Genomic DNA, 22,387 nt, shown 5'->3' with positions numbered 1-22,387 from the left:
GATCAAAGGTCGCCGGGGATGAGGCGGTCAAAGTCCACCCCCGTGGGATTGCCGGGGCGCGTGGCGCCGCCGGGCTGTGCGGCGGGCGTCTCCGCAGCCTCGGCGCCGGCGTCGACCGGTTCGGCGGCGGCCTCGTTCGGATCGAGGATCGCCCCGTCGGTACGGTCCAGTTCCCGCCGCCAGCGCTTCACGGCGCTCTCGCGCTGCGACGCGGAATCGAGCGGCCGATAGGACCTCGTGACGCCGGTCAGCCGCTCCAGCTCCGTGATCGCCAGCGTGCGGACGGCCAGTTCGGAACTCTCCAGAGCGTCGATCACCACGGCGCTGACCTGCGGATCGCGGGCCTCGGCGTCGGTGAGCCGGTCGAGCAGCCGGCCGAGGGCTAGGCGGGCCTCCGGGGGGAACTCGCGGTCCAGGGCGCTGCGGACTTCGGCGTCCATCTCCGGGTTGCGTCCCAGGAGGGTGCGGAGGCCGTTCGCGGCGACCAGCACGACGGAGGGGTGCGGGGTCCGCTTCAGCGTGCGGGCCAGATCGCCCGCCCGGCCGGCCAGGGCCAGCGCCGCGACCGCCTGCCGGGCGAGCAGTTCCCGCTGATCCTCGACCAGCGGCGGCAGGGAGATCTCCAGCGGCTGGCCGTCGATCAACGCCGCGGCGAACTGATCGGCGAGCAGCGTCTCCGCCTCCGACGGCGGGTTCCCGGTCGTCCAGCCGGGCAGGCCGTCGACGAACATTCCGGCGGCGAGGGCCGGCGCCGCCCCGGGGGCGGCCAGTTGGCCGGCCTCGGTGATCATGGCGACGGCGCTGCCGGGCGGCAGGGCGACCGGTTCCCGCTGGGAACCCGGCGCCAGATCGACGGCCTCCACGGCCCCGCCCAGCGCCGCCAACGCCGCCCGCTGCGGAGCGCCCGCGAGGTCGGCCCCGGCGCCCTCCGGCCGCCGCGGCTCGACGACGATCGCCGCCGTCGCGCCCGGCTGGGGCGTCAACCGCCACTTCGCCGCGCCGGCGCCCAACACGACGGCCGGTTCGTTCCCATCGGTCGCCGCGTCGCCGCGGATCAGTCGCACGCGGCCGTCTACCACCGCCAGGCCGACCAACGCCCCGTCGGCCTGGGCCGGATCGAACAGCGCCCGGGTGCCGCCGAGCAGCTCGATGGTCAGCGGCAGACCCTCCACGGCGACCGTCGCCTGCAACGGCTCGGGCACGACCAGCGGCACGCCCTTCGGCACCGGCTGCCCGGCGGGGACGAGGTAGAAGCCCCCACGCTCCAGGTCGAGCGCGTACAGGCCACGACCGTCCGCGACCGTCAGCGGCGCCGAGGGACGAACCGCGGGGCCGGGGGCGGCGTCCGCGGTCGCGGCATCGCCCGCAACTGCGTCGCCCGCAACTGCGTCGCCCGAAACGGCGTCGCCCGCGGCGGGGGCGGCCGGGTTGGCGTTCGCCGCGTCCGCGGTGGGCATCGTCGCGTCGCTGGAGGCGACGGCGACCGGACCGGCCCCGGCTTCCGGCGGGGGAGGGTCGACGGGCATCGTGTCGGCCAGCCGGACGGCTTCGGCCTCGTCGGCGGCCGTGTCTGCCGCGACCACCGCCGCGGCGGCGGCCTCGGCCGCGGCGAGGCGGGCGGCCGAGGCGTCGACCGCGTCCCCGGCCTCGCCCGCCGCGTCCCCGGCGGGGTCGTCGACTTCGGCGGCGTTCTCCGCGTCGGCGACGGCGGCGGAGGGCAGGCCGGTCGCGTCCGGATTCGCCGGGTCGGCGCCGCCCGCCCAACCGCGGAGCATGTCCTCGTCCAAGGCCAGCGATCCCAGCCAGATCGCCGCCAGCAACGCCGCCGCCGCGTACGGGACCCAGCCCCAACTCCGGCGGGTGTGCTTGCGCAAATGCTCGGGCAGCCCCGCCTCGAAGCCTTCGGACCGCGGACCCGCCGGGACCGCGGCCATGTTCGGGGAGGACTGATGGGCCGGCCGGGACGGATGGGCCGCAACGTCCGGATCGGCCGCCGCCGCCGGGGCCAGGCCCGCCAGCCGCGAGGCGAGCGTCGGCGGGACCGCCACCGGCTCGGACAGCACCTGCGTGAGGATCTGGTGCCCCGCGGCGACCTCCGCGAGATGCGCGTCATCGTTCAAACAGACCTGCTCCACCGCGGCGACCCGCTCCGGCGGCAGGGCGTTGTCCAGATAGGCGGCGACCTCGTTCGGATCGAGCGCCGCCACGTCCGGCGTCGGGGCGCCGGCGTCGCCGCCGGCACCCGGATCGCCCGGCACGCCCAGTCGGCGCCGGCGGATCGTCTCCTTCGCCCGCTCGGCCAGTTCCCGGGCGGCGGGGGCGTCCTTCAACTTCGCCCCGATCTCCTGCATCTCCGACGGGGAGAGTTGATCGTCCAGGTAGGCCAGCAGGGTTCGCAGCGTCAGGCGCATCGCGGCGGGGCGGGTGGGAGTGGGGCGGGGGGCTGAGGTAGTGGTGGGAACGCCGACGCCGTTTCGTGCACGAAACCGTCGGGGCCGGCGAAGTTTTTCGCAGATCGCCCCGCCCGGGAGGGTCGCGCCGCCGCCGGTGAACCCCGGCGCCCCCGGGACCGATGAGTGGGGGGACCCCCTTCCGACCCGGCATGGAGCGACGGCGGATGACCCACGGCCGACCTGCCCCCCGGCACAACCCCCCCGGCGCCCCCCGAACGGGCGGCGACGACGGCCCGACCCTGCTCCCGTTGCCGACGCTCACGGTGCTCGGCGGCGGGGAACGTGGGGGCTGCTCGGGCGGCGGGTGCGGCTCCGGCGAGGGGTGCGGCGTCGAACCGGAAGGCGGCACGCCCTGCGACGGGTGCCACGCCGGGTGTTGCCGGAGCTTCGCGGTGCCGGTGACCGGGGCGGACGTGTTCCGTCTGACCCGGGAGACGGGGCGGTCGTTCTGGGAGGTCGCCTGCCGCTGGCCGGACGCGGAGGGCAAGATCTCCCGCCGCTACGCCCCGGTGCTGTATTTCGCCGACGATCCGCAGGCGGCGACGGTGCTCTGCCTGACGCACGAGCCCAGCGCGACGCTCCCCGGCAGCACGAAGTGCCGGTTCCTCCAGGAGACCCCCCCGACCGCCGAGAACCCCCGCGGGACCGGCCGGTGCGGCGTCTACGGGCAGCGGCCGGCCTCCTGCCGCTCGTTCCCGCTGCGGTTCGCCTCGGACGGCCATTTGGTCAAGGTGCACGACGTGCCGGCCCGGGGCCGCTCCGGCACGCACCCGGCCTACGAGCTGTGTCCGCGGCCGTGGACCGCCGAGGACGTCGACCCGCTGACCGCCCCCGGCGAACTCGCCGCGGCCCGGTGGGAGATGGACTTCTTCCGTCGCGTCGCCGCCGCCTGGAACGGCGCCCCCCGGTCGGCGGAGGCCTTCCCGGCGTTCCTGGAAGCGATCTACGCCGGCCGCATCGCCGACGGCGGGGCCGCGGAGACCCCGCTGCGTCGGGCGGCGTGAACGGGTCGGCGGAGCGGTCACGGGCGGGCGACGGAAGGCGGGTGATTGTCGGCGCAGCGGCGAACCCGGCCGCGGCGGAGGATTTGCCTCCGCCGCAGCCGGGTCGCGGATCGAAATGTCACCGAAGGTTCTGACCACACGCAGGATCGTTCGCCGCCCCGCCCGGCCTGTGCCGGGGAGAACCGGCGCCGGGGCCCGGCCGGTGTGCGCCGGGGCAGGAGTGGGGAAGGTGGAATACGGGCGCCGGCAGTGGTTCGCCGGGCCTCGGGGACGGCCCGCCCGCGGGACCCGGGGCCGGACGAGCGGACGCTCGTGGGCTCTCCCGAGGGAAGGCGGGGCGGGTGCGGCGTCCATGCCGACAGGCGGGGGGCAGTGTCGCGCCGCGCGGCTGCGCAGGCCGAACGGCGCGGGGGCGACGCGGGTCCGGCGTCCGTCACCAACGTCGGCCGGCCGGGTCGCCCCGCGAGGGACCCGACCGCCGCCCGCCTCGCTGCGGGCGGCATGCGGTCGAACCCCTCACCCTACGCGGGGGCGGGACGTTTTTTTCGGAACCCATTGGCGAACAAGAGGTTCGGCGTCCCAACTGATCGGCGGTCGAGGGGCGGCCCACGCTCGCGCCGGGGACAGGCGAAGAGGGAGGGCGACGCGACACCGCACACGGCGGGCCGTCGGGCATTGTTAGCATGCTCACCTCGCTCCGCTGACGCTCCACGGGGAAAGAATCGTCCCCCGCGACCGACGCCGCTTAGTAGGGTGGCAACAAACTGTGAGCAGCATTATTCCTCACTGGCGACACGCCAGTGCTGCACGGCGCGCCTGATCGCGCATGATGTCAAAATAAACACTCGTTAGGCGTCTCGGAGGCGACCGTGAGATCCGTCTTCGTCTTCCTCCGTGGCACGACTGAGGAGGAAATAGCGGCTTACCTCGACGGCGCGTATCCTGCTCAGCGCGAGCCGTGGCTGGCAACTTCAGCCGATGATCCTTGCCTGTACATCAACTTCTACCGCGGCGGGCCCAGGGAGTTGGGGCCCGAAGGCTGGACGGATCTGGTCCGACGGTTCGGTGGCGAGCCGTCGGCCGGAGTTATGGCCGATGTGTCGGGAAGGCATCCGGGCGACGAACAGGTCTTCGACTTCGTGACCTCCCTTCTGGCCATTTTCAGCGGCTCTGCACAGGACGAGTACACAGAACATCTGTGGTCACTCGACGAGTTGCGGTCGGGGCAGCTTGTCTCGGGCCACCCGTTCTTTGATTACAGTGGTTGGTATGCCGAATCCGAGGCAGACGCCTGACCTCGCGCTGTAGCGGATCCTGGCCGCCGCGGCGCTCTGTGTTCAGTTCCAGCTTTCCCTCGGCGGGCGGGTGGCCGGGGTCGGCCCGCTGTGGCCTTGGCTCGTGGGGCCGCCGTGGCTCGGGTCGCCCCCGGGACGGGCGGCGTCCGATCAGGAGCGTGCCGCGTCACAGGTCCGGGGGCGGCCGGTCGGCGTCGATCCGCGAACCGACGCTGCTCGTCGGCCGACCCCGGCCGCCCGGCCGGATCAGCGGTCCGGCGTCCGCCGGACCGTCATTTCATCACGAACGAGACGGCGGGGCCGGACAGTTTGCCGAGGATCTGATCGTTGATCGGCGCGATCTCCACGCTCGGCTTGTAGCCCGGGTAGTCGCCGGGCCCCTGGAGCAGCAGCGGCTTGGTCGTGCCGTCGGGGAGGACCGCGACGCCGGTAAGGACGTACCGGGCCGGCATCAGATCGTTGAGATCCTGATTCTTATAACCGTCCGGATCGACGGTCCGGTCGACGGAAAACGAGGGCGCCTCCCGTCCGTCGATCCCTTTGCCCTTGGCCTCGAGCGAGAAGCGGAGCGAGGCCTCGACCGGGAGCGGCGTCGCCGCGGCCTTGAGATCGTTGCGATAGCCGTCGGCGCTCAGCCGGACGTGCATTCCGTACCAGTGCGTATGGTTGTTGGGGTCGGAGCCCTGGGACTGGCCGTAGGGGGTCACGCCGGTCGGCTTCCAGACGAAGTCCTGCACGATCCCGTCGGCCGCGTCGCGATCCTTCCCGGCCAGCCGCCCGACGGGCTCGAGGGGCAGTAAATGCTCCTGCCCGTCGAAGACGACGGCGATCCTCGAGGTGCCGAACGTGTACTGGCCGGGAGCCAGCTTCTGCGTGTAGGCCCCGTCGTCCTGGACGGCCGGGGCGTACGACACCCGCTCCCCGGCCTCGGAGACGCCCTCGATCGAGACGAAGAAGTCCTTCACCTCCGCGACGATCGGGGACTCGTCGGGCATCGTGACCCGGCCGGAGGCGGAGCCGGCCCTCGGAGCCCGCACGGCGGCGCCGGCCTCGTCGGCCGTCTCCCCCAGACATCCGCCAAGCACGATGAGGGCGAGGCCGGCGATCGGCCTCGGGAGTCGGAACGAAGAAACTGAAGCCATGGGAACTCCAGCAATGGGGGTTGACAACCGGATGGACCGTCCCCAGACGTTATTTGCCGGCTCGGACTTCGGCAAGCGGACAGGCGACGGCCGATCTCACGGGGACCGTTCGCACCGGGCGCCGAGCCCCGCGCGGGACGGGGGCGGCAGGGGGGCGTCCATCTCCGCTGCCGTGCTCTCGCCGGCCCCGACGACCCCGTCCGTCCGACACCGCGCCGGCCTCAGCCGTTGTGCAGGAAGTGGCAGACGTCGCCGTCCCGCATCACGTATTCCTTCCCCTCGACCCGCAGGCGGCCGGCTTCGCGGATCGCCTTTTCGCTTTTGAGCTCGACCAGGTCGGAGACGCTGTAGGTCTCGCAGCGGATGAAGCCGCGCTGGATGTCGCTGTGAATCTGGCCGGCGGCCTCCGGGGCGGTGGCGCCGACCGGCACCGTCCAGGCCCGCACCTCCTTGGGGCCGGCGGTGTAGAAGCTTTGCAGGCCCAGCGTGCGATACGCCGCCCGGCTGAGGGCCGCGAGGGCCGGCTCTTCCAGGCCGACGTCCGCCAGCATCTCGGCCCGGTCTTCCTCGTCCAGTTCGGCCAGTTCGCTTTCCAACTGGGCGCAGACGGGCACCACGTCCGCCCCGTCCTTGGCGGCGAAGTCCCGCACGGCCTGCACCAGCGGGCCCTCGCCGGCGGGGTCCGTGTCGTCCACGTTGGCGACGTACAGCACCGGCTTGGCCGTCAGGAAGGCGAAGCCGCGGAGCAGTTTGCGCTGCTCCTTGTCCTCGATCTGGAGGCTCCGCACGGGCTGCTCCTCGTTCAGCACGGCGCCGACCTGTTCCAGCAGGGCCAGCTTCGCCTTGGCCTCCTTGTCGCCGCCGCGGGCCAGCTTGGCGGACTTCTGGCTGGCCGACTCGACCATTTGCAGGTCGGAGAGCAGCAGTTCGGTCTGGATCGTCTCGATGTCGCGGACCGGGTTCACGTCGCCGTCGACGTGGGTCACTTCCCCCTGAAAACACCGGACCACGTGGCAGATCGCGTCTACGTTGCGGATGTGGCTGAGGAACTTGTTCCCCAGCCCCTCGCCGGCGCTGGCGCCCTTCACGAGCCCGGCGACGTCCACCAGCCGCACGCTGGCCGGGATCACCTTCTGGGAGGTGATGAAGGACTGAATGAGGTCCAGCCGCGGGTCCGGCACCGGCACGACGCCGACGTTCGGCTCGATGGTGGCGAAGGGGTAGTTCGCGGCCAACGCCCCGGCCTGGGTGAGGGCGTTGAACAGGGTGGACTTGCCGACGTTCGGCAGACCGACGATGCCGGCTTCCATGGGGTAACTGACTGGGTAGGGCGGGGGGAGCGGCGGCGAAGGATACCGCAGCGCCGCCCGAACCGGCAGGCCGGCGGCTTGTCGTTGTCGATAGACTGGTCCCGTCGTACTGGAGTCCCCGCCCGTGCCCGACCTCAGCCGCTACGCCGACTACGTTGTTCACCCCCGCTACGGCCGCGGCCCGCGGTTCACGCCGGACTCGTGGAAGGGCGTGCTCGGGTTTGGAGGCGCTCGAAGGCTCGTCGATCGCCCCAAGGCGGTTCCGGGAACCTATGTGAAGGCGGACCTCGGCCGACAAACACCGAGCGTGATGCAGGAAGCCGGCTACTTTGATCAGGACTGCCGCTGCAAAGACTGCGGGCGCGGCTTCCTCTGGTTCGCGGAGGAGCAGAGACACTGGTTCGAGGACCTCCAATTCGACTTGGGCACCGAATGCCTTCACTGTGTGGAGTGCCGACAGGCGATCCAGCGGGAGAAGGAACTCGCCGAGCGGTACGCCCGCAAAGCCGCCGACCTGGACCGCGCCGGGTCACCGGACGACCTGCTCGCCGGGGCCGCCGCGGGGGTGCGGTTGATCGAACGAGGGAAGTTCGGTCCGAAGGCGAATCAACGGGTCCGAGCGGCGCTCAACCGGCTCTCCGCCGAACCGGACTTCGCGGCTGCCGCGGACAGACTGCGAGCCCGCCTCGACGCGCTTCAGGCAAGTCCGGGCACCGAATGAGCGGCGTCGAAGCGCTCGTCGGTCAGTGGACGCTCATCGCGGCCGTGCAGATCACGGACGAACTGCCGGTCGAGGACGAGGGGGTCGCGGGCGGTCGGCCTCCGGAGATGGCGGCGTGGCTGCGGGGCGACGGCGGCGACCTCGCGCCGAACGGATCCCCGGCGGCCGGCCTCACGCTGACTGTCCGGGCAGACGGGAGGTTCGAAGAACGTTTCCTTCGAGCCGCGGAGCTCGGCGTCACGGTAGAGTTCTACGACCGGCACGGGATTGCGACGCTTCCCCCGGAGCCGTTTGACGGCCGGCTCCGGACGATCGACGGCAAAGCCTGGGCGGCGCCCACGGGCGACGGTCCTCCCCTCATCGCCTCGGACGACTCGCCCGTGCGTTATGACGAAGGCGACACCGTCGTGAGCGAGCAATTCTCCGTCCGGGAGGGACGTCTGCTTCGCACACAGAACGTCGTCACCGACGAACTGTACCTTTCGCGGTCCGTCTTCATTTACGACCGCGCCACGCCCTAAGGAAGCGTCGCGGCGGCGTCGGCGAACAGCGTTTCCCAACTGCTCATCGAACTGCGGAACAGGCGGAACTGGACGGTCATCGGGGCTCGCTCTCGGACGGGGAAGGGACGGGGCGGAACGCCGGCCGGCTCCCGCCAATTCAATCACCCGCCGCGGGTTTGAGGAAGCGTTCGAGAAACGCCGCGATCTGGGCGTTCGAGGTCTCGTTCGGGGCGTGCTCCGCCCGGTTCGTCATCGCGACGCGGTTCTCATAACCGAGCAGGCGATTGACCGCGACGCTGTGGTTGAGGGCTCGCCACCGCTCCGGCGGGTCCTCGGCCCCGCCGGAGACGAGGAAGGGCCGCGGGGCCATTAGGGCGTGCAGTTCGTGCAGGTTGCGGCCCTGCCGGACCAGCTCCGGGTAGGCGCCGAACGCGGGGTCCTCGGGGGTGGGGGGGCCGGAGGCGGCCCGCACCCGCCCGGCGCCCCAGCGGCGGTGCTGCGGCGGGACGTCGGCGGCCGGTGCGTCCGCCCCGTCCGCGGGGGCCGGGGCCGGTTCGTAGCCGAGATACCACGGCTCCCAGTAGTTCACGCTGGGACGGGTCTCGTCGAAGACGACGCCGGGGTCGGACCAGACGCCGCAGGCGAACTTTTCGTAGAGGCAGGCGGCGAACAGCGCCCATTTCCCGCCGTAGGAGTGCCCCACGACGGCCACGCGGTCGGCGTCGACCTCCGGCTGCGCCGCGAGCACGTGGTAGGCGTTCGCCGCCCCGTACGCCAGAGCCGAGAGCGGTTGGAGCTGGGCGTCGTCCCGGCTCGGGTAATACAGCGACGGTTGGTGGCCGACGGACAGCGTGACGAAGCCGCGGCGGGCCAATTGGCGGGCGAAATCCCGGTGCGGAGTCCCCTCGCCGATGGCCGTCTCCGGCTCGTAATAGACCACCAGCGCCGCGGGCCGTGGGCCGTCGCCCGGCGGGATCAGCAGGTAGCCCTCGGTCGGATGATCCGGCGCCAGTTCGAACCGAACCCGCCGTTGTTCGTAGCCGTCCTGCTGCGACGTGCCGAGCGTCTCCACCCGCGGCAGTTCGATCACGGGCGGCCACGGCCCCATGAGCCGATCCCAGTCCCGCCGAATCTCCTCCCGCCGCCGCTCCCACTGGGCCGGCGTTTCGACCGGCCGGCCGTCGTTAAATCGCAACGGGGACCGAAGGTCGCCCAGTTCGCCGACCAGGTGCGGCGGCGGAGCGAACATCGAGTCGCCGCCGCACGCGGGACCGGAGAGCGACAGACCCACGAGGAGCGAGGCAACGGTTCGGAACGACATCGCGGCGGCCTGTTGAGAGGATCGATCGCCCCGGCAACCTACCGGCGAGGGAGCGAGCGAGACACTCCGGCGGCCGGCCGCGACGGCGCCGGGCGTGTGCGGTTCCGCTCTACTTCAACAACGCCTTCAGCCCCGGCCAGTCGCGGGTGTTGGCGACCTGCTCGGCGGTGAGGCCGGCTCGGCGGGCCTGATAGACGCCCCACGTCGCGGCCCCGACGGCGCCCGGGGCGTGGGCGTCGGTGTTGATGACGATCGGGATGCCGCGGTTGGCCGCTTCGCGGGCGTGCTCGGCGGAGAGGTCGAGGCGTTCGGGGGCGGCGTTGATCTCCAGCAGGGTGCCGGTCGCCGCGGCCCGGTCGAGGAACGCCTCCCAATTGATATCCGCCCCCGGTCGCTTGCCGATCAGCCGGCCGCTGGGGTGGCCGATGCAGTCCACGTGCGGGCTTTCGAGGGCCGTCGTCAGCCGCTTCATGATCTGATCCCGCGGCTGCGAGAGGCCGTAGTGCAGCACGGCGACGACCCAGTCGGCGTCGGCCAGCACGTCGTCCGGCAGGTCGAGGGTGGCGTCCTCGAGGATGTCGCACTCGATCCCCTTGAGGATCCGCACGCCGGGCGTGAGCACGTTCGCCGCGTCGATCGCCCGCCAGTGCGCCCGCAGCCGCTCCGCGTTCAGGCCGTTCGCCATCGTCACCCGTTGGGAGTGGTCCGTGATCGCGATGTACTTCAGCCCCCGGGCCTTCGCCGCGGCGGCCATCTCGCGGATCGTGCCGGCGCCGTCGCTGGCGGTCGTGTGCATGTGCAGGTCGCCGCGGAGGTCGCCCAGTTCGACCAGCGTCGGCAGTCCGCCGCCCTGTTCGAGGTCCGCGACCCGCAGCACGCCGTTGCCGCCCTCGCGGAGTTCGGGGGGCACGAAGGCGACCCCCGCCGCGGCGTACACGGCCGCCTCCGTGGCGCTGTCGATCAGGACGCCGTCGCGGATCAGGCCGGCGTCGGTCAGGGTGAGGCCGGCGGGGGAGAGCCAGTCCCGCAGCGCCGCGACGTGCGTTTTCGACCCGGTGCCGAGTATTAGCCCGGCGCCCCACGCCTCCGGGGCGTTGACGACCAGTTCCGCCTCCGTCGGCCGGCCCGGATCGACCGTCAGCCGCACGCGGGCCGTTCGGTGGGTGCGGCTCAGCGTTTCGGCGACCAGCGGGTGCGTGCAGAACGCCTCCACGGCCGCGTCCGGGTCGGTCGAGGCGGCGGAGAGGTCCACGTCGCCCACCGACTCCGCCCGTCGCCGCACGCTGCCGACGGGTTCGCAGGCCGTGGTGCCGGGCGCGGCCCGCACGGCGTCGGCGAGGCTCTCGGCGATCGGCAGGCTGCGGGCCAGCAGCGAGCGGGCGATCCCCTCCCGCACCAGGGCGAGGTTCGCCAGCACCTTCTCGCCGGTCTTCTTGCCGAACCCGGGCAGCCCCGCGAGGGAACCGTCGGCGATCGCGGCTTCCAACCCCTCCAGCGTCTTGACGCCGAGGTCCCGGTAGATCGCCCCGACCTTCTTCGGCCCCAGCCCCGGCAACCGCAGCATTGTGCGGACGCCCGGCGGGACGGCGTCCCGGGCTTCTTCCAGCGAGGGGAACGTGCCGGATTCCAGCAGCGTCGCCACGTTCGCGGCGAGGTCTTTGCCGACGCCCTGCAACTCCGTCAGCGGCCGTCCCGCGGCCAGCAGCGCCGCGGCGGGCTCGGCCAGCCCCTTGAAGGTGCGGGCGGCGGAGCGGTAGGCCCGCACCCGGAAGGGATTGGCGTCGGCGATCTCCAGTAGATCGGCCAGTTCCGTCAGTCGGGCCGCGATCGTGCCGTTCCCCGGCGCCTCCCCCGCGGGCGGGGGGGGCGGGGAGCCGTCCGCCGCATTCGCCGAACCGTCCGTCACTGGGCGGCGATCTGCACGTCCGGGGTCGTGGCGGAATCGACCGGCCGGTGACGGAAGCGGGCGATGCGGGTGTGGCCGACCCGGAGCGTCAGCCGCGTCCGACGCAGGTCTTCGTGGAGCAGCTGCGCGGTGATCAGCCGCGGTTGGGCGGCGGCCGCGTCGCCGGAGGCGGGGGCCGACGGCTCGGCCGGTTCGGCGGGGTCCAGCGTCGGGCCGCTCTCCGGCTCCGGCGCCGACAGCCGGGCCGAATCCGGGTCGGCGGCGTCCGCGTCTTCGGCGGCGTCTCCGTTGGAGGCGGCGTCCTCGGGGGCGTCGGTCCCGTCCGCGGTCTCCCCGGCGGCGTCCTCATCCTCCGAGGTCGGCGGGCCGGTGAGGTCGACGTCGTTCGGCTCCAGTCGGAACGAGGAGCGGGCGTTCGGATCGTTCCCGAACACGTCCTCTTCGAAGAACTCGTCGCTGAAGGCGGGGCTTTCGCCCGGGGGGTCGGCGAAGGCGCCGTCGCCGGGGCGACCGACGTTGTCCGGATCGCCGCCGAAGGCGTCCCCCGTGCCGCTGGGCCGTTGGACGCCGCCCGGGTTGGCGCCGTAGTTGCCCGGCGTGGCACCGCCGTTGGGGCGGGAGTCCTGGAAGTTGCCGGTCGTGGGGTCGTCGAGCGGCGAGAACGATTCGTCGGTGGAGGGCACCGGCCGGGTGCGGGCGCCCGGCGGTTCGGCGAGGCCGCCGCGGTCGCGGCGGAAGGGAGCGGTGTTCTCCGCCGGCCGCACGCCGCTGCCGGGGGCGTCGCCGAAATCGCCGTCCGAGTTCGTTCCGGTCATCGGGTCGGCGCCGAAGTCGCCCCCGTCGTCCAGCGGGTTCTCGAACGGATCGCCGGTCGGCCGTTCGTCGTCCGGGAATTCGTCGGAGAACTCGTCGCGGACGGAATCCTCGGGCCGGGTCCGGGGGGCGGGGCGGGGCCGATCTGAGGGGGCGGCGTCGTCGAAGGAGTCCTCGAACGACGGCGGCTCCAGATCGTCCAGCGGGTCCCGGTCGCGATCCCGCGTCGACGGGCGGGAGGGCCGACGGGAGGGCACGGGGTCCAGATCCTCCGGCGGATCGGCGAAGACGGGATCGGATTCGATCACGTCGTCGTCGCCCGGGACGGAATACGACGTGCAGTTCCCCCCCTGGCAGGCATTCCCCCCGCAGGGATCGGCGCAGGGCGAGCAGGCCGGCGCCGGCTGACAGCAGGCGTCGCCGAGCGTGACCGATCCGCGGGACGAACCGTAGACGCTGTAGGTGGTCGTCCCCCGGTACGGCAACGCCCCGCCGGCGTAGCTGGAGTTGTAGAACGAGCCGCCGAGGGCGCCGTCCGTCACCGTCCCGCCGTAATAGGTCGCGCTCGAGTCGTAGACCGAATCGCCGTAGTAGGAGACCGCCGGAGCGTAGGAGCTGCCGCCGTAATACGACGTGCCGTAGGACGCCGGGGCGTAGGAGGCACTGTAGGAACTCGGGGAGGCGTACCCCGCGGAGACGACCGAACCCGAGGCGACCACCGGCCGCTGGAACACGCCGAGGACGTCCCAGAACGGCCGGACGGTCTGCGTGGAGGCGCCGGAGTAGGGGTCGGTGTACGTCGTGTACGCCCGCAGGCCGTAGAAGCTCGTGTAGGCCTGGGCCCCGAGGCCCGCGGGGACGGCCAGCCCGGCCAGCAGGGCCGCGGCACCGACCCAGCGACGGCCCCCGAACCAGCGGGCCGAGAGCCGCCGGAGGGAATGCCGCGGCCGCTCGGAGGGAGCGGGCCGATCGAAACCGCGGGCGGGGCGGAGCATGCGGAGCGGAGCGGGACCGGGGGCGGGGCGAACGACCCCGGTTCTACCGGGCGGCGGGGCGTTGTCAAACTCTGCGGGACCCGTCGGCGCCCCCGGGAAACCGCCCGGGCCGGGTGGACGGGCAGCCGGCGTCGACCACACTGCCGGGCGCCGCCGCGAACCCTGCCCCCCGCTCGCAATCGCCGTTCCGTCGCCGCTCCGCCGCTCTCCGTCCCCGGCGTTGCGGGGGGGCGTCCCGGCGGAGGAAGGCCCACTCGAGGACGGTCAGTTCGCGGTTCTCTTCGGGCCCGCCCTGCGTCCGACCGGCCCGAGCCGGGTGCCGACCGCCGGCTTCAGCGGCGCGGCGGTGACGCGGGTCCAAACTTCCGCCGGCGAGTTCGCCCTGCGGCGCTGGCCGGCGGTCCCGCCGCCGCGGGCTCGGTTGGAAGGCCTGCACGCCCTGCTGGCCCACGTCCGCCGCGTCGCCCCGGACCTGCCGATCGCCGTGCCCGTGGCGACCCTCGGCGGCGAAACGCTGTTCCCCCTCGGCAACCGGCTGGCCCAACTCGAACCCTGGCTGCCGGGCGAACCGCTGCCGGCGACGCCGACCTCCTCACAACTCGCGGCGGCCGGCGTGGCTCTGGCCCGGTTCCACTCGGCGGCGGCGACGTTCGATCCGTCGCCCGCCGCCCGCCCGTACTTCGCCCCGACGCCCGTCGGCACGCCGCGGTCGCTGCTCGACCGCCGGCAGCTCCTCGCGCAGTGGCTCGACGGCGGGGGCGAACGGGCCGCGGTCTGCTTGCGGAGCGAACCGCCGTCCCCGTTCCGAGCGCACGGCGAATGCTTGCTCGCGACGCTGGCGGCCGTGGGTCCCACGCTCGCGGCCCGGCTCGACGCCGCGGCCGGTCGACCGGTTCCGCTCGCCCCCGTGTTGCGGGATGTGCACCGGGAGCACCTGCTGGTCGCCGGCGACCGCGTCACCGGGCTGATCGACCCGGCGGCGGCCCTCGCGGATTCTCCCGCCGCCGACCTCGCCCGGGTGGCGAGCAGCTTCGCGGTCCCCAGCCTCGCCCCGCTGATCGTCGCTTACCGCACGGTTCGGCCGCTGTCCGAGGCGGAGGAGGCGCTGGCCGGCGTGTTGCACGACGCCGGGGCGCTGCTCAGCGGCCTCGCCTGGGTCGCCCGGGGGACGTGGGAGGAGCATCCTGAAGCCCGCAGGCCCGCCGCCCTCGACCGCCTCGCTCACTTCGCCGCCGTCGCGGCCCGCATCGAACCGACCCCGGGAGTTCTCGTATGAAAGCCGCTCAGTTCGATTCGTTCGGGGAGCCGACGGAGGTCCTGCGTTGCATCGACCGGCCGAAGCCGACGCCCGCCGGCGGGGAGGCGCTGGTGCGGATGCTCGCCAGCCCGATCAACCCGTCCGACCTGATGACCGTGCGGGGCGAATACGGTTCGCTCCCCGACCCGCCGGCCGTGCCGGGGTACGAGGGGGTGGGCGTGGTCGAGTCCGGCGGCGGCCTGCTGGGCCTGGCGCTGCGGGGCAAGCGGGTCGCCGTGCTGAACGGCGCCGGCGGGAACTGGGCGGAATACGTCACGCTGCCGGCGAACCGCTGCGTGCCGCTGCCGGGCGACCTCAGCCTGCCGCAGGCGGCGATGTTCTTCGTGAACCCGGCGACGGCGTACCTGCTGACGGCCAAGGTCCTCGCCGTGCCGAAGGGGGCGTGGCTCCTGCAAACGGCGGCGGGGTCGAGCCTCGGGCAGATGGTGATCCGGCTGGGCGTGCACCGCGGGTTTCGCACGGTGAACGTCGTGCGGCGGGCGGAGCAAGCCGAAACGCTGCGGGGTCTGGGCGCCGACGCGGTGGTGACGTTCGACGAGAACCGCGAGTCCCCCGCCGACCTCGCCGCGAAGGTGAAGGAGGCGACCGGCGGAGCCGTGATCCGGCACGCGATCGACCCGGTCGCCGGGGCGACCGGCGGGGCAGCGGTCGGCTGCCTCGGGGCGGGGGGGCGGCTGATCTCCTTCGGCACGCTCTCCGGCGCCCCGCTCGCCGTGCCGGCCCGGCACCTGCTGTTTCACGGGCTCTCCGTCGAGGGCTTCTACCTCGGCAAATGGATGGACGCCGCGGGCCTGCCGACGAAGCTCCGCGTGATGCGCACCGTCGGTAAGCTGTTGTCGGCCGGCGTGATCGCCAACGACGTGGGCGAATCGTTCCCGCTGGACCGCATTTCCGAAGCCGTCGCCGTCGCGGAGCAGCCGGGCCGCGGCGGCAAGGCGTGGCTGACGATCGGCGCGTGAGCCGACCGAAACGAACACGAGCCGGGGGGCGGCCCCCCGGCTCGTGGTTCGCTTCACCTCGTCACCCGCAGGTCGGCGTCATTCGCCGGCGCGGTAGGCCATCAGGGTGTCCTGCTCGCGGACGAACAGGACGCCGCCGGCGACGGCGGGGTGGGCCCAACTGGGGTCTTTCACCACGCGGGGGGTAAACACGCCCTTTTCTTCGTAGCCCTTGGTGGTCAGGGCGATGCGGCTGATCTGGCCGGACTGGTAGCGGAACAGCAGTTCGTCGCCGACGGCGATGACCGCGGCGCTGCCGCTGCCGGAGCCGGTCAGCTTGTCCTTGCCGCCGCCCCAGACGATCTCGCCGGTTTCCAGTTTCAGGCAGACCGGGCTGTTGGCGCTCCCGCCGTGGCCGGTGCCGGCGTAGACGTAGCCGTCGGCGAGGATCATCTGGCCGTGGTGGTTCTGGAAGTCCCGGCCTTCCAGCTCGTACACGGTTTCGACCTTCAACTCGTTGCGGCCGGCCGGGGAGAGTTTGAAGCAGGCGGCGCCGGCGCCGTAGCCGCTGGAGACGAACGCCCAATTCCCGCCCTTGCCGCCGATCAGCGGGGTGGGGATGACGGCGGTGCCGTTGGCCGCGGCGTCGCTGCCCCACAGGACCTTGCCGTCGCTCGCCCGCAGGCCGATCGGGCCGCCGCCGGTCATCTGAACGTAGTGCCGCACCTTGCCGCCCTCGGAGATCACGGCGCTGCTGTAGCCGGCCTCGCGCTTGCCGCCGGTCAGCTGCGGCGGGTAGGGGGTTTTCCAGATCTCTTTGCCGGTGTTGCGATCGCAGCAGACCATCAGGGCCTTCTCGCTGCCGGGGGTGAAGATCACCCGGTCGCCGTCCACCAGCGGGCTCTCGGCGTAGCCCCAGGACTGGCTGCCGCTGCCGTATTCCTTGGCGAAGTCTTTGCTCCAGAGCACCTCGCCCTCGGTCGACAGGCAGGCGATGCTGCCGTTCGAGCCGGTGACGTACAGCTTGTCGCCGACCACCGTCGGCGTGCTGCGGGAGCCGTCGTAGCCGTGCTTCGGCACGCCCTCGGTGAAGGACTTCGACCAGGCGATCGAGGGCTGCCCGCCGGCGGCCGGCAGATCGACGGCGACGACCCGCTGGCCGTCGTCGAAGTTCCCCGTGGTGTAGAGCCGGTCCCCGACGACCGCCACGCTGGCGAAGCCCTTGCCCATCCCCTCGAGGGACCACAGTTCCTCCGGCCCGTCGCTGCCCCAGGCGGGGCCGAGCGACTCGTCGGCGGCGGCGAAGCCGTCCCGCTCCGGCCCGCGCCACTGCGGCCAATCGCCGGCGGTCAGGGGAGACACGACGGCGGCGAACAGGGCCGCGACCCCGAACGCGAGGAAGCGGGGCGAAAGCAGGCGGGCGGGCATCGGCGAGTCCGGGTGAGGAGGGTTGTGCAGTCTAGGAACCGTCCCGCCCAACCGCACGCATCGGAAACGCTTGTTCTCCGGCCCGGAGGCGCGCCGCCTAGCGGCGACGGCGAACCGGGAGACCTGAGAGCGAGCGGCAGTTATTGGCCGCGGCCGGTCTTTTCCTGCAGGGCGTCGATGCGTTTGGAGGCCTCCGCCTTGGTGGTCTTCGGGTCGAACTCCTCGCCCGCCTCTTCACACAGCGTCTTGAGGTAACTGGCCTGGGCGCCGGTCATCGGTTCGTCGCCGGTGGTCCAGTCGTCCGGGTCTTTGACGGCGTTGGAGCCCTCCGGCGGGTCGGTTTTGGGGTGGGCGAGGTCGGCGTCGGCGGCCATCGGAGCGGCTTTCGGAAGGAACGGGAACCGCGGGAAGGGTAGCCGCGGACCGCTCCGTATCGACACGGATGTTCAGGTGTTCGCCCTTGGGGGAATCGCCGGAGTCGGAGTGAAAACCGCGAGCGGCTCGGGGGGCGGTTCAAGGTCCATCACCCGGTGCAGCGCGCGACTGGCGTCGGCGGCGGTGAGCACCCCGATCAACCGGCCGCCGCCGTCCACCACGTCCAACCGCGTGCGGCCGGTGTGGTGCATCCAGGACAGCGCCGCGATCGCGTCCACCCCCGGGCGGACCCGGGCGGCGGCCGGCGTCGGTTCGCACACTTCTCCGGCGGTCAGCAGCGGCCATTGGTCCGGCGGCGTGGCGGCGAGGCTGCGCACCGACAGCCGCCCGACCAGCGCCCCGTCGGCCCGCACCACGGGCACGTTCGCCCGGCCCAGTCCGAGCATCGAACCTTCAAAATACTGTTGCAGCGTGGCCTCGGCGGGGACGGCGTGCACGAGGGCGACCGGCCGCATCAGACGACGCACCGGCACGCCGGAGACCGCCCGGCGGAGGCGGCCGCGGGAATCGCTCCAGCGGGCGGCGGCGATCACGGCGACGCCCATCAACGCCGGCCACGCCGCCCCCCATCCGCCGCCGTTGGCCGCCGACCAGATCCCCAGTCCCACGATCATCCCGCCGACCGCCACCCCCGCCGCGGACGCCGCCCGGTTCGCCTTCTTCAGGTTGCCCGTCGCCCCCCACAGCAGGCCCCGCAGCACGCGGCCGCCGTCCAGCGGGAAGCCGGGCAGCAGGTTGAACAGCGCCATCGCCGCGTTCACCAGCAACCAAAAACCGAGCACCCCCACCGCCGCCGCCCGCAGGGCGTCGCCGAGGGATTCGCCGCCGGCCAGCCCCATCGTCAACAGGCCGGGGGCGAAGCCCTCTTCGGTGATCTCCACCCCCGCCCAACCCAGCGTCGTGAGGGCGTACCACAGCGCCCAGCACAGAATCGCCAGCGCCACGGAGACCGCCGGCCCGGCCAGTGCCACGAGAACCTCAGCTTTGGGGGAGGGCGGTTCGCGTTCCAACTCCGCCAGTCCGCCGAACAGGAACAGCGTGACCCGCCGGGTCGGCGTGCCGAACGCCCGAGCGCAATAGATGTGGCCGAACTCGTGGGCCAGCACCATGCCCGCCTGCCCGATCGCCGCGACCGCCCCCGCCGCCCAGCAGAAGGCCGGCGTCAACGCCGGCAGGACGAGGGGGAAGTGCTCCGTGGCCAGCCCCCACGTCACCAGCGCCGCGAACGGCAGCCAGGAGACGTCCACCCCCACCGGCACCCCGCCCGGCGATCCCAGCGGCAAACGCGGACCGAGCAACGGGGGACGCCTGAGAAGAACGCGGGACGGGAGCCGCCATTATGCGACCCGCGCCCGGAAGGTCACCCCGCCAGCAGCACGCCGGCCATCAGGTCGTAGGCGGCGTGGGCGCCGACGGCGACGCCGAAGCCCCGCCACCAGAACAGCGCCGCCAGCACGCCGCCGGCTCCGGCCCGGAACAGAAACGGCGCCAGCGTCGGCGCTTCCCCGTGCGGCCCGAGGTGGTGGCAGAGGGCGAACAGCAGGCTCGAACTGACGACCGCCAGCGCCGCCGCCCCCCCCGGCCCGCAGCGGAGCAGCCGGAACAGGCCATAGGCCAGCGGCAACAGGGCGAGGCGGAACAACAGTTCCTCGTAGACCCCGGCCCCGATCGCTCCCACGAGGTTCGCCGCGGCGGAGCGGGGGGCCTCCGCCGTCGCGTCCTCCGCCAGATCCACTGTCACGGCCGCGGCCTCCCCGCCGTCGGCGCCGATCAGCGCGTGCACGCCCAGGGCCGCGGCGATCAGCAGCGAGGCGGCCAGCAGGCTCTCGCCGAGCATCCCGCCCAGGGTGTCCCACCGCACCTCCCAGCGGTGATGTCCGTAGAAGTTCCAGCTCAGCAGGATCGCCGCCACGACCGCCGGCAGGGCGAACGCCGCCCCGGCTCCGGCCTCCGCCAGCGACCACCGCAGCCAGCCGCCGGCGCCCAGCAGCGCCGGCTCGCCGCGACTCGCCAGCCAGACGACGCCGGCCTCGTACGCCGCCAGCAGCGGGGCGAGGAACGCCAGGCAGACGATCGGCCGCCGCGTGCGTTCAAAATACGATCCCGGCCCGAGCGGGTCGGCGGGGTCGTGAGGCGGGAACGAGTCGTTCATGCCGCTCCCCGGCGTTCGGCGGGCGACGCCGCGGCCCGGCGGGCGGCGGCGGCGAAGCGGGGGGCCGCGAGGGCGTGCCCGGCGTCCAGCCGCAACCGGGTGCGGCCGAGGTCCGTGAGGGCCAGCCCGACCGGCCCGACGCCGGCGGCGTCCGCGGCCCCCTGTTCGCCCCGCGACAGCCCCAGCGCCTCGATCCCCGCGGCGGTGATCGACAGACAAAGTTCCCCCCGCCGGGCGGCCGCGTAGGTCGCCGCGGCGGCGGACTGCCAGCAGGCCTGCCAGGCGGCGGCCGGATCCGGGGGGGCGTCCGCGGTGCCGTCCGTCGGGGCCGGGAGCAGGGCGAGGAATCGGTCGACCCAGCCGAGCAGCCGGTCGGCGGGGGCGAGGTCCGCCGCGGTCAGCCCGGCGGGGCCGCCGCCGCCGTCCGGGCGTTCGTGATGTCGGGCGGCGCAGCGGGCGGCGGCCGGGGGGAGCCGGTCGCAAACGGTCAGCAGCGCCGCGGAGCGGGCCGCGTGATTCGCCGCCGGTCCGCTCGGTCGATCGACCCGCCGGGCGTTCGGTCGAGGCGACCCGGCGACGGCGATGGGCGTGAGTTCCCCCACGTCGCGGGCCAGCGCCGCCAGGACGACGGCCTCCGCTTCGCCCCACAGCGGGCGGTAGTGCGTCGCCGCCCACGCCGCGAGGCAGGCGCCAGCGACGCCGCGCTCCGTCCGCCCCGACGGCGGGGCGGCGAGCAGCGCCGTCGGGGGGAGCGAACCGGCGGCGAAGTCCTGCGTTTCCGCGAGAATCCCCCGTGTCAGGGCGAGCAGCCGGGCGCCCGCCTTGTGATCGGCGACGGCCAGTTCGCTCAGCGCCGGGCCGAGGTCGGCGGTCCAGCGGAGGAACCGCTCCCGCTGGGCCCGAGCCGCCGCGGCCGCCCGCACGATCCCGCCGATCCGCCGGACCTCCGCCGGGGGGATCGCCCCCTTCAGCCCCGCCGCGGCGAGCCGCTGGGCCAACGCCCGCAGGCCGTCGGCCCAACCCCGCATCGCCCGGTCGCCCAGCAGCGGGTCGCCCAGCAGGGCGCACAGGGCCGCGGCGACGGACCGCACGTCCCCGCCGATCGGGGCGGGGGCGCCGTGCGGGGCCGGCAGGTCGAACCGGACGGTCGGGGCGACGGGGGCGTCGGGCACGGGCGGCGGCGAACGGGGGGAAGGGCCGACCTCCCCCATCGACATCCGCGACCCCGATCCGCGACCGCCTCGCCGGTCGTGCCGGTCAGGCAGGCAGGGACGGCCGGCCGCTCAGTTCTCGTCGCGCTCGTAACCGGCGGCGAGCAGGTCGACGTAGCCTTCCTTCATCGGCCGCACGTCGTAGCCGAGTTCCCGCAGCGGCTCGGCGGCCATGACGCAGCGCCCGCCGCTTTTGCAGTGCGTGTAGACCGGGCGGTCCGTCGGCACCCGGCGCTTCAGATCGGCGACCCACGCCGGGTCGTTCGTCTTCGCCCCCAACTCCGACAGCGGCACCAGCGTGGCGGCCCGCAGGTGGCCGTCCTCCCATTCGTCCGTCTCCCGCACGTCGACCAGCGTCGCCGTGCCGGCGTTCACCCACACGGCGATCTGGGCGGGCTCGGCGGTCGTGTGACCGCGGGGGGTGGGCGTGTCGGCGGCGGGGGGGGCGGGCATTGGAACCAGGGCCAGCAGAACGAGGGCGGGCGTCATCGGGGATGTTTCGTCGGCGGTGCGGCGTCATCCTACAATCCCGATCCCCCCGTCACGCCTCCCCCCGTCATGCCCGACCGGAAACTGATCGTTCTTACCGGCTGCACCCGCGGCATCGGCCGGGCCCTCGCGGAGCGATTCGCCGCGGACGGCCACACCGTCTGCGGATGCAGTCGGAAGGAGGAGGCGCTGAACGAACTGCGGGCCGTCTTCAAGCCGCCGCACCGCTTCCTGCGGGCGGACGTGACCCGCGAGGCGGACGTCGATCGCTGGGCCGACGGGGTGTTCCAGCAAAGCGGCGTGCCGGACGTGCTGATCCACAACGCCGGCCTGATCAACGACCGGGCTCCGTTGTGGGAGGTGCCGGCGGCCAAGTGCGACGCGGTGGTCGCCGCGAGCGTCGGCGGGGCGGCGGCGCTGGCCCGCCACTTCCTGCCACGGATGATCGACGCAGCGAAGCGGGACGGCAAGAACCGCACCGTCGTCGTATTTTCCTCCGGCTGGGGCCGCTCCGCCAGCGCCGGCGTCGCCCCGTACAACGCGGCGAAGTTCGGCGTGGAGGGTCTGACGAAGGCCCTCGCCAAGGACCTCGAAGAAGCCGCCCCCGGCCGCTTCTGCGCCGTGCCGTTCTCCCCCGGCGTGGTGGAGACGGACATGACCCGCCGCAACTGGGGCGAGGAGGCCGCCAGCTACCCCGACCCCGCCGACTTCGCCCGACGGGCCGTCCCCTACCTGCTGGGCCTGACTCCGCAGCAGACTGGCGAAAGCCTCACGGTTCCCGAGGCCTGACGGCCGCCCCTTTGCGCCCCGTGCTGGGAGAGCGTGGCGTCCTCGCGTGAGCCCGAAGCGCAAGCTTTGGCTGTCATGGAACGACGGGACGGCTGCGCCGTCGGCCGGAGCTTGCGCTCCGGGCTCACAAAGCCGCGACGCCTTGTTGAACGCTCGGAGGCCGC

Annotated in this window: 19 protein-coding genes; 7 read left to right on the top strand and 12 right to left on the bottom strand. The window is 73.4% G+C overall.

The genetic code is table 11. The annotated features are described in order from the left end of the window. Positions 1 to 2: 2 nt before the first annotated feature. Positions 3 to 2,411, bottom strand: a complete 2,409-nt coding sequence (locus CA12_RS21110; RefSeq protein WP_145361095.1) for a hypothetical protein — start codon at positions 2,409 to 2,411, stop codon at positions 3 to 5. A 290-nt stretch (positions 2,412 to 2,701) separates the two neighbouring features. Here CA12_RS21110 and CA12_RS21105 point away from each other — a divergent pair, with 290 nt between their 5' ends. Next, a complete protein-coding gene (locus CA12_RS21105) occupies positions 2,702 to 3,457 on the top strand; it encodes a YkgJ family cysteine cluster protein (protein ID WP_165700908.1) in 756 nt (251 codons plus the stop codon). An 869-nt stretch (positions 3,458 to 4,326) separates the two neighbouring features. Continuing rightward, positions 4,327 to 4,752: a hypothetical protein gene (locus CA12_RS21100; protein WP_145361093.1), complete on the top strand. Its 426-nt coding sequence runs from the start codon at positions 4,327 to 4,329 to the stop codon at positions 4,750 to 4,752. Positions 4,753 to 5,024: 272 nt separating this feature from the next. Here the strand turns inward: CA12_RS21100 and CA12_RS21095 are convergent, their stop codons facing one another. Next, complete coding sequence (locus CA12_RS21095; RefSeq protein WP_145361092.1) at positions 5,025 to 5,747, bottom strand: hypothetical protein; 723 nt, start codon at positions 5,745 to 5,747, stop codon at positions 5,025 to 5,027. 368 nt (positions 5,748 to 6,115) lie between these two features. Then, positions 6,116 to 7,204: a redox-regulated ATPase YchF gene (gene ychF / locus CA12_RS21090; RefSeq protein ID WP_145361091.1), complete on the bottom strand. Its 1,089-nt coding sequence runs from the start codon at positions 7,202 to 7,204 to the stop codon at positions 6,116 to 6,118. Between the two features lie 124 nt (positions 7,205 to 7,328). On the opposite strand from ychF, the gene CA12_RS21085 reads away from it, so the two are divergent. Then, complete coding sequence (locus CA12_RS21085; protein ID WP_145361090.1) at positions 7,329 to 7,925, top strand: zinc-ribbon domain containing protein; 597 nt, start codon at positions 7,329 to 7,331, stop codon at positions 7,923 to 7,925. Beyond that, positions 7,922 to 8,446, top strand: a complete 525-nt coding sequence (locus CA12_RS21080) for a hypothetical protein (RefSeq protein ID WP_145361089.1) — start codon at positions 7,922 to 7,924, stop codon at positions 8,444 to 8,446. The genes CA12_RS21085 and CA12_RS21080 overlap by 4 nt, the downstream gene beginning before the upstream one ends. A 139-nt stretch (positions 8,447 to 8,585) precedes the next feature. Here the strand turns inward: CA12_RS21080 and CA12_RS21075 are convergent, their stop codons facing one another. The 3 genes from CA12_RS21075 to CA12_RS21065 form a co-directional block, all read right to left on the bottom strand. Beyond that, positions 8,586 to 9,749 carry a dienelactone hydrolase family protein gene (locus tag CA12_RS21075; RefSeq protein ID WP_145361088.1) on the bottom strand — a complete coding sequence of 388 codons (1,164 nt, stop codon included), beginning with the start codon at positions 9,747 to 9,749 and terminating at the stop codon, positions 8,586 to 8,588. A gap of 109 nt (positions 9,750 to 9,858) precedes the next feature. Next, positions 9,859 to 11,655, bottom strand: a complete 1,797-nt coding sequence (polX, locus tag CA12_RS21070; protein WP_242688067.1) for a DNA polymerase/3'-5' exonuclease PolX — start codon at positions 11,653 to 11,655, stop codon at positions 9,859 to 9,861. After that, complete coding sequence (locus CA12_RS21065) at positions 11,652 to 13,463, bottom strand: hypothetical protein (protein WP_145361087.1); 1,812 nt, start codon at positions 13,461 to 13,463, stop codon at positions 11,652 to 11,654. Before CA12_RS21065 ends, polX begins: the two co-directional genes overlap by 4 nt. Positions 13,464 to 13,779: 316 nt before the next feature. Here CA12_RS21065 and CA12_RS21060 point away from each other — a divergent pair, with 316 nt between their 5' ends. Both CA12_RS21060 and CA12_RS21055 read left to right on the top strand, forming a co-directional pair. Next, positions 13,780 to 14,739: a phosphotransferase gene (locus CA12_RS21060; RefSeq protein ID WP_165700907.1), complete on the top strand. Its 960-nt coding sequence runs from the start codon at positions 13,780 to 13,782 to the stop codon at positions 14,737 to 14,739. After that, entirely contained in the window at positions 14,736 to 15,740 is a 1,005-nt protein-coding gene (locus tag CA12_RS21055; protein ID WP_145361085.1) for a zinc-dependent alcohol dehydrogenase family protein, read from the top strand. Before CA12_RS21060 ends, CA12_RS21055 begins: the two co-directional genes overlap by 4 nt. A 78-nt stretch (positions 15,741 to 15,818) precedes the next feature. On the opposite strand, the gene CA12_RS21050 is transcribed toward CA12_RS21055, so the two are convergent. The 6 genes from CA12_RS21050 to CA12_RS21025 all read right to left on the bottom strand — a co-directional run bounded on the left by CA12_RS21050 (position 15,819) and on the right by CA12_RS21025 (position 21,434). Next, the gene (locus CA12_RS21050; RefSeq protein WP_145361084.1) at positions 15,819 to 17,147 is read right to left on the bottom strand and encodes an outer membrane protein assembly factor BamB family protein; all 1,329 of its coding nucleotides are present in this window, start codon (positions 17,145 to 17,147) and stop codon (positions 15,819 to 15,821) included. Positions 17,148 to 17,287: 140 nt separating this feature from the next. Next, positions 17,288 to 17,521 carry a DUF3072 domain-containing protein gene (locus tag CA12_RS21045; protein WP_145361083.1) on the bottom strand — a complete coding sequence of 78 codons (234 nt, stop codon included), beginning with the start codon at positions 17,519 to 17,521 and terminating at the stop codon, positions 17,288 to 17,290. Positions 17,522 to 17,593: 72 nt separating this feature from the next. Then, a complete protein-coding gene (locus CA12_RS21040) occupies positions 17,594 to 18,880 on the bottom strand; it encodes a site-2 protease family protein (protein ID WP_145361082.1) in 1,287 nt (428 codons plus the stop codon). Between the two features lie 62 nt (positions 18,881 to 18,942). Then, the gene (locus CA12_RS21035; protein WP_145361081.1) at positions 18,943 to 19,734 is read right to left on the bottom strand and encodes a CPBP family intramembrane glutamic endopeptidase; all 792 of its coding nucleotides are present in this window, start codon (positions 19,732 to 19,734) and stop codon (positions 18,943 to 18,945) included. Next, entirely contained in the window at positions 19,731 to 20,906 is a 1,176-nt protein-coding gene (locus CA12_RS21030; RefSeq protein ID WP_145361080.1) for an HD domain-containing phosphohydrolase, read from the bottom strand. Before CA12_RS21030 ends, CA12_RS21035 begins: the two co-directional genes overlap by 4 nt. Positions 20,907 to 21,017: 111 nt before the next feature. After that, positions 21,018 to 21,434: a rhodanese-like domain-containing protein gene (locus CA12_RS21025; RefSeq protein WP_207622060.1), complete on the bottom strand. Its 417-nt coding sequence runs from the start codon at positions 21,432 to 21,434 to the stop codon at positions 21,018 to 21,020. A gap of 69 nt (positions 21,435 to 21,503) precedes the next feature. Between CA12_RS21025 and CA12_RS21020 the strand changes: the two genes are divergently transcribed. Beyond that, positions 21,504 to 22,223 (top strand): SDR family oxidoreductase, encoded by a 720-nt coding sequence (locus CA12_RS21020; protein WP_145361079.1) that lies wholly within the window; start codon positions 21,504 to 21,506, stop codon positions 22,221 to 22,223. Positions 22,224 to 22,387: the final 164 nt, after the last annotated feature.

Origin of the sequence: Alienimonas californiensis (assembly GCF_007743815.1) — a bacterium.
GTDB classification, from domain to species: Bacteria; Planctomycetota; Planctomycetia; order Planctomycetales; family Planctomycetaceae; genus Alienimonas; species Alienimonas californiensis.
Note: the sequence above shows the minus strand (reverse complement) of the source record. Positions and strands in the feature narration are given on the sequence as shown.

Bases quoted from the DNA above. Each gene is read 5' to 3' on its own strand.
- CA12_RS21110 (WP_145361095.1), bottom strand. From the start codon at position 2,411: ATGCGCCTGACGCTGCGAACCCTGCTGGCCTACCTGGACGATCAACTC.
- CA12_RS21095 (WP_145361092.1), bottom strand. From the start codon at position 5,747: ATGCCCGACGAGTCCCCGATCGTCGCGGAGGTGAAGGACTTCTTCGTC.
- ychF (WP_145361091.1), bottom strand. From the start codon at position 7,204: ATGGAAGCCGGCATCGTCGGTCTGCCGAACGTCGGCAAGTCCACCCTG.
- CA12_RS21080 (WP_145361089.1), top strand. From the start codon at position 7,922: ATGAGCGGCGTCGAAGCGCTCGTCGGTCAGTGGACGCTCATCGCGGCC.
- CA12_RS21075 (WP_145361088.1), bottom strand. From the start codon at position 9,749: ATGTCGTTCCGAACCGTTGCCTCGCTCCTCGTGGGTCTGTCGCTCTCC.
- CA12_RS21065 (WP_145361087.1), bottom strand. From the start codon at position 13,463: ATGCTCCGCCCCGCCCGCGGTTTCGATCGGCCCGCTCCCTCCGAGCGG.
- CA12_RS21055 (WP_145361085.1), top strand. From the start codon at position 14,736: ATGAAAGCCGCTCAGTTCGATTCGTTCGGGGAGCCGACGGAGGTCCTG.
- CA12_RS21050 (WP_145361084.1), bottom strand. From the start codon at position 17,147: ATGCCCGCCCGCCTGCTTTCGCCCCGCTTCCTCGCGTTCGGGGTCGCG.
- CA12_RS21045 (WP_145361083.1), bottom strand. From the start codon at position 17,521: ATGGCCGCCGACGCCGACCTCGCCCACCCCAAAACCGACCCGCCGGAG.
- CA12_RS21035 (WP_145361081.1), bottom strand. From the start codon at position 19,734: ATGAACGACTCGTTCCCGCCTCACGACCCCGCCGACCCGCTCGGGCCG.
- CA12_RS21025 (WP_207622060.1), bottom strand. From the start codon at position 21,434: ATGACGCCCGCCCTCGTTCTGCTGGCCCTGGTTCCAATGCCCGCCCCC.
- CA12_RS21020 (WP_145361079.1), top strand. From the start codon at position 21,504: ATGCCCGACCGGAAACTGATCGTTCTTACCGGCTGCACCCGCGGCATC.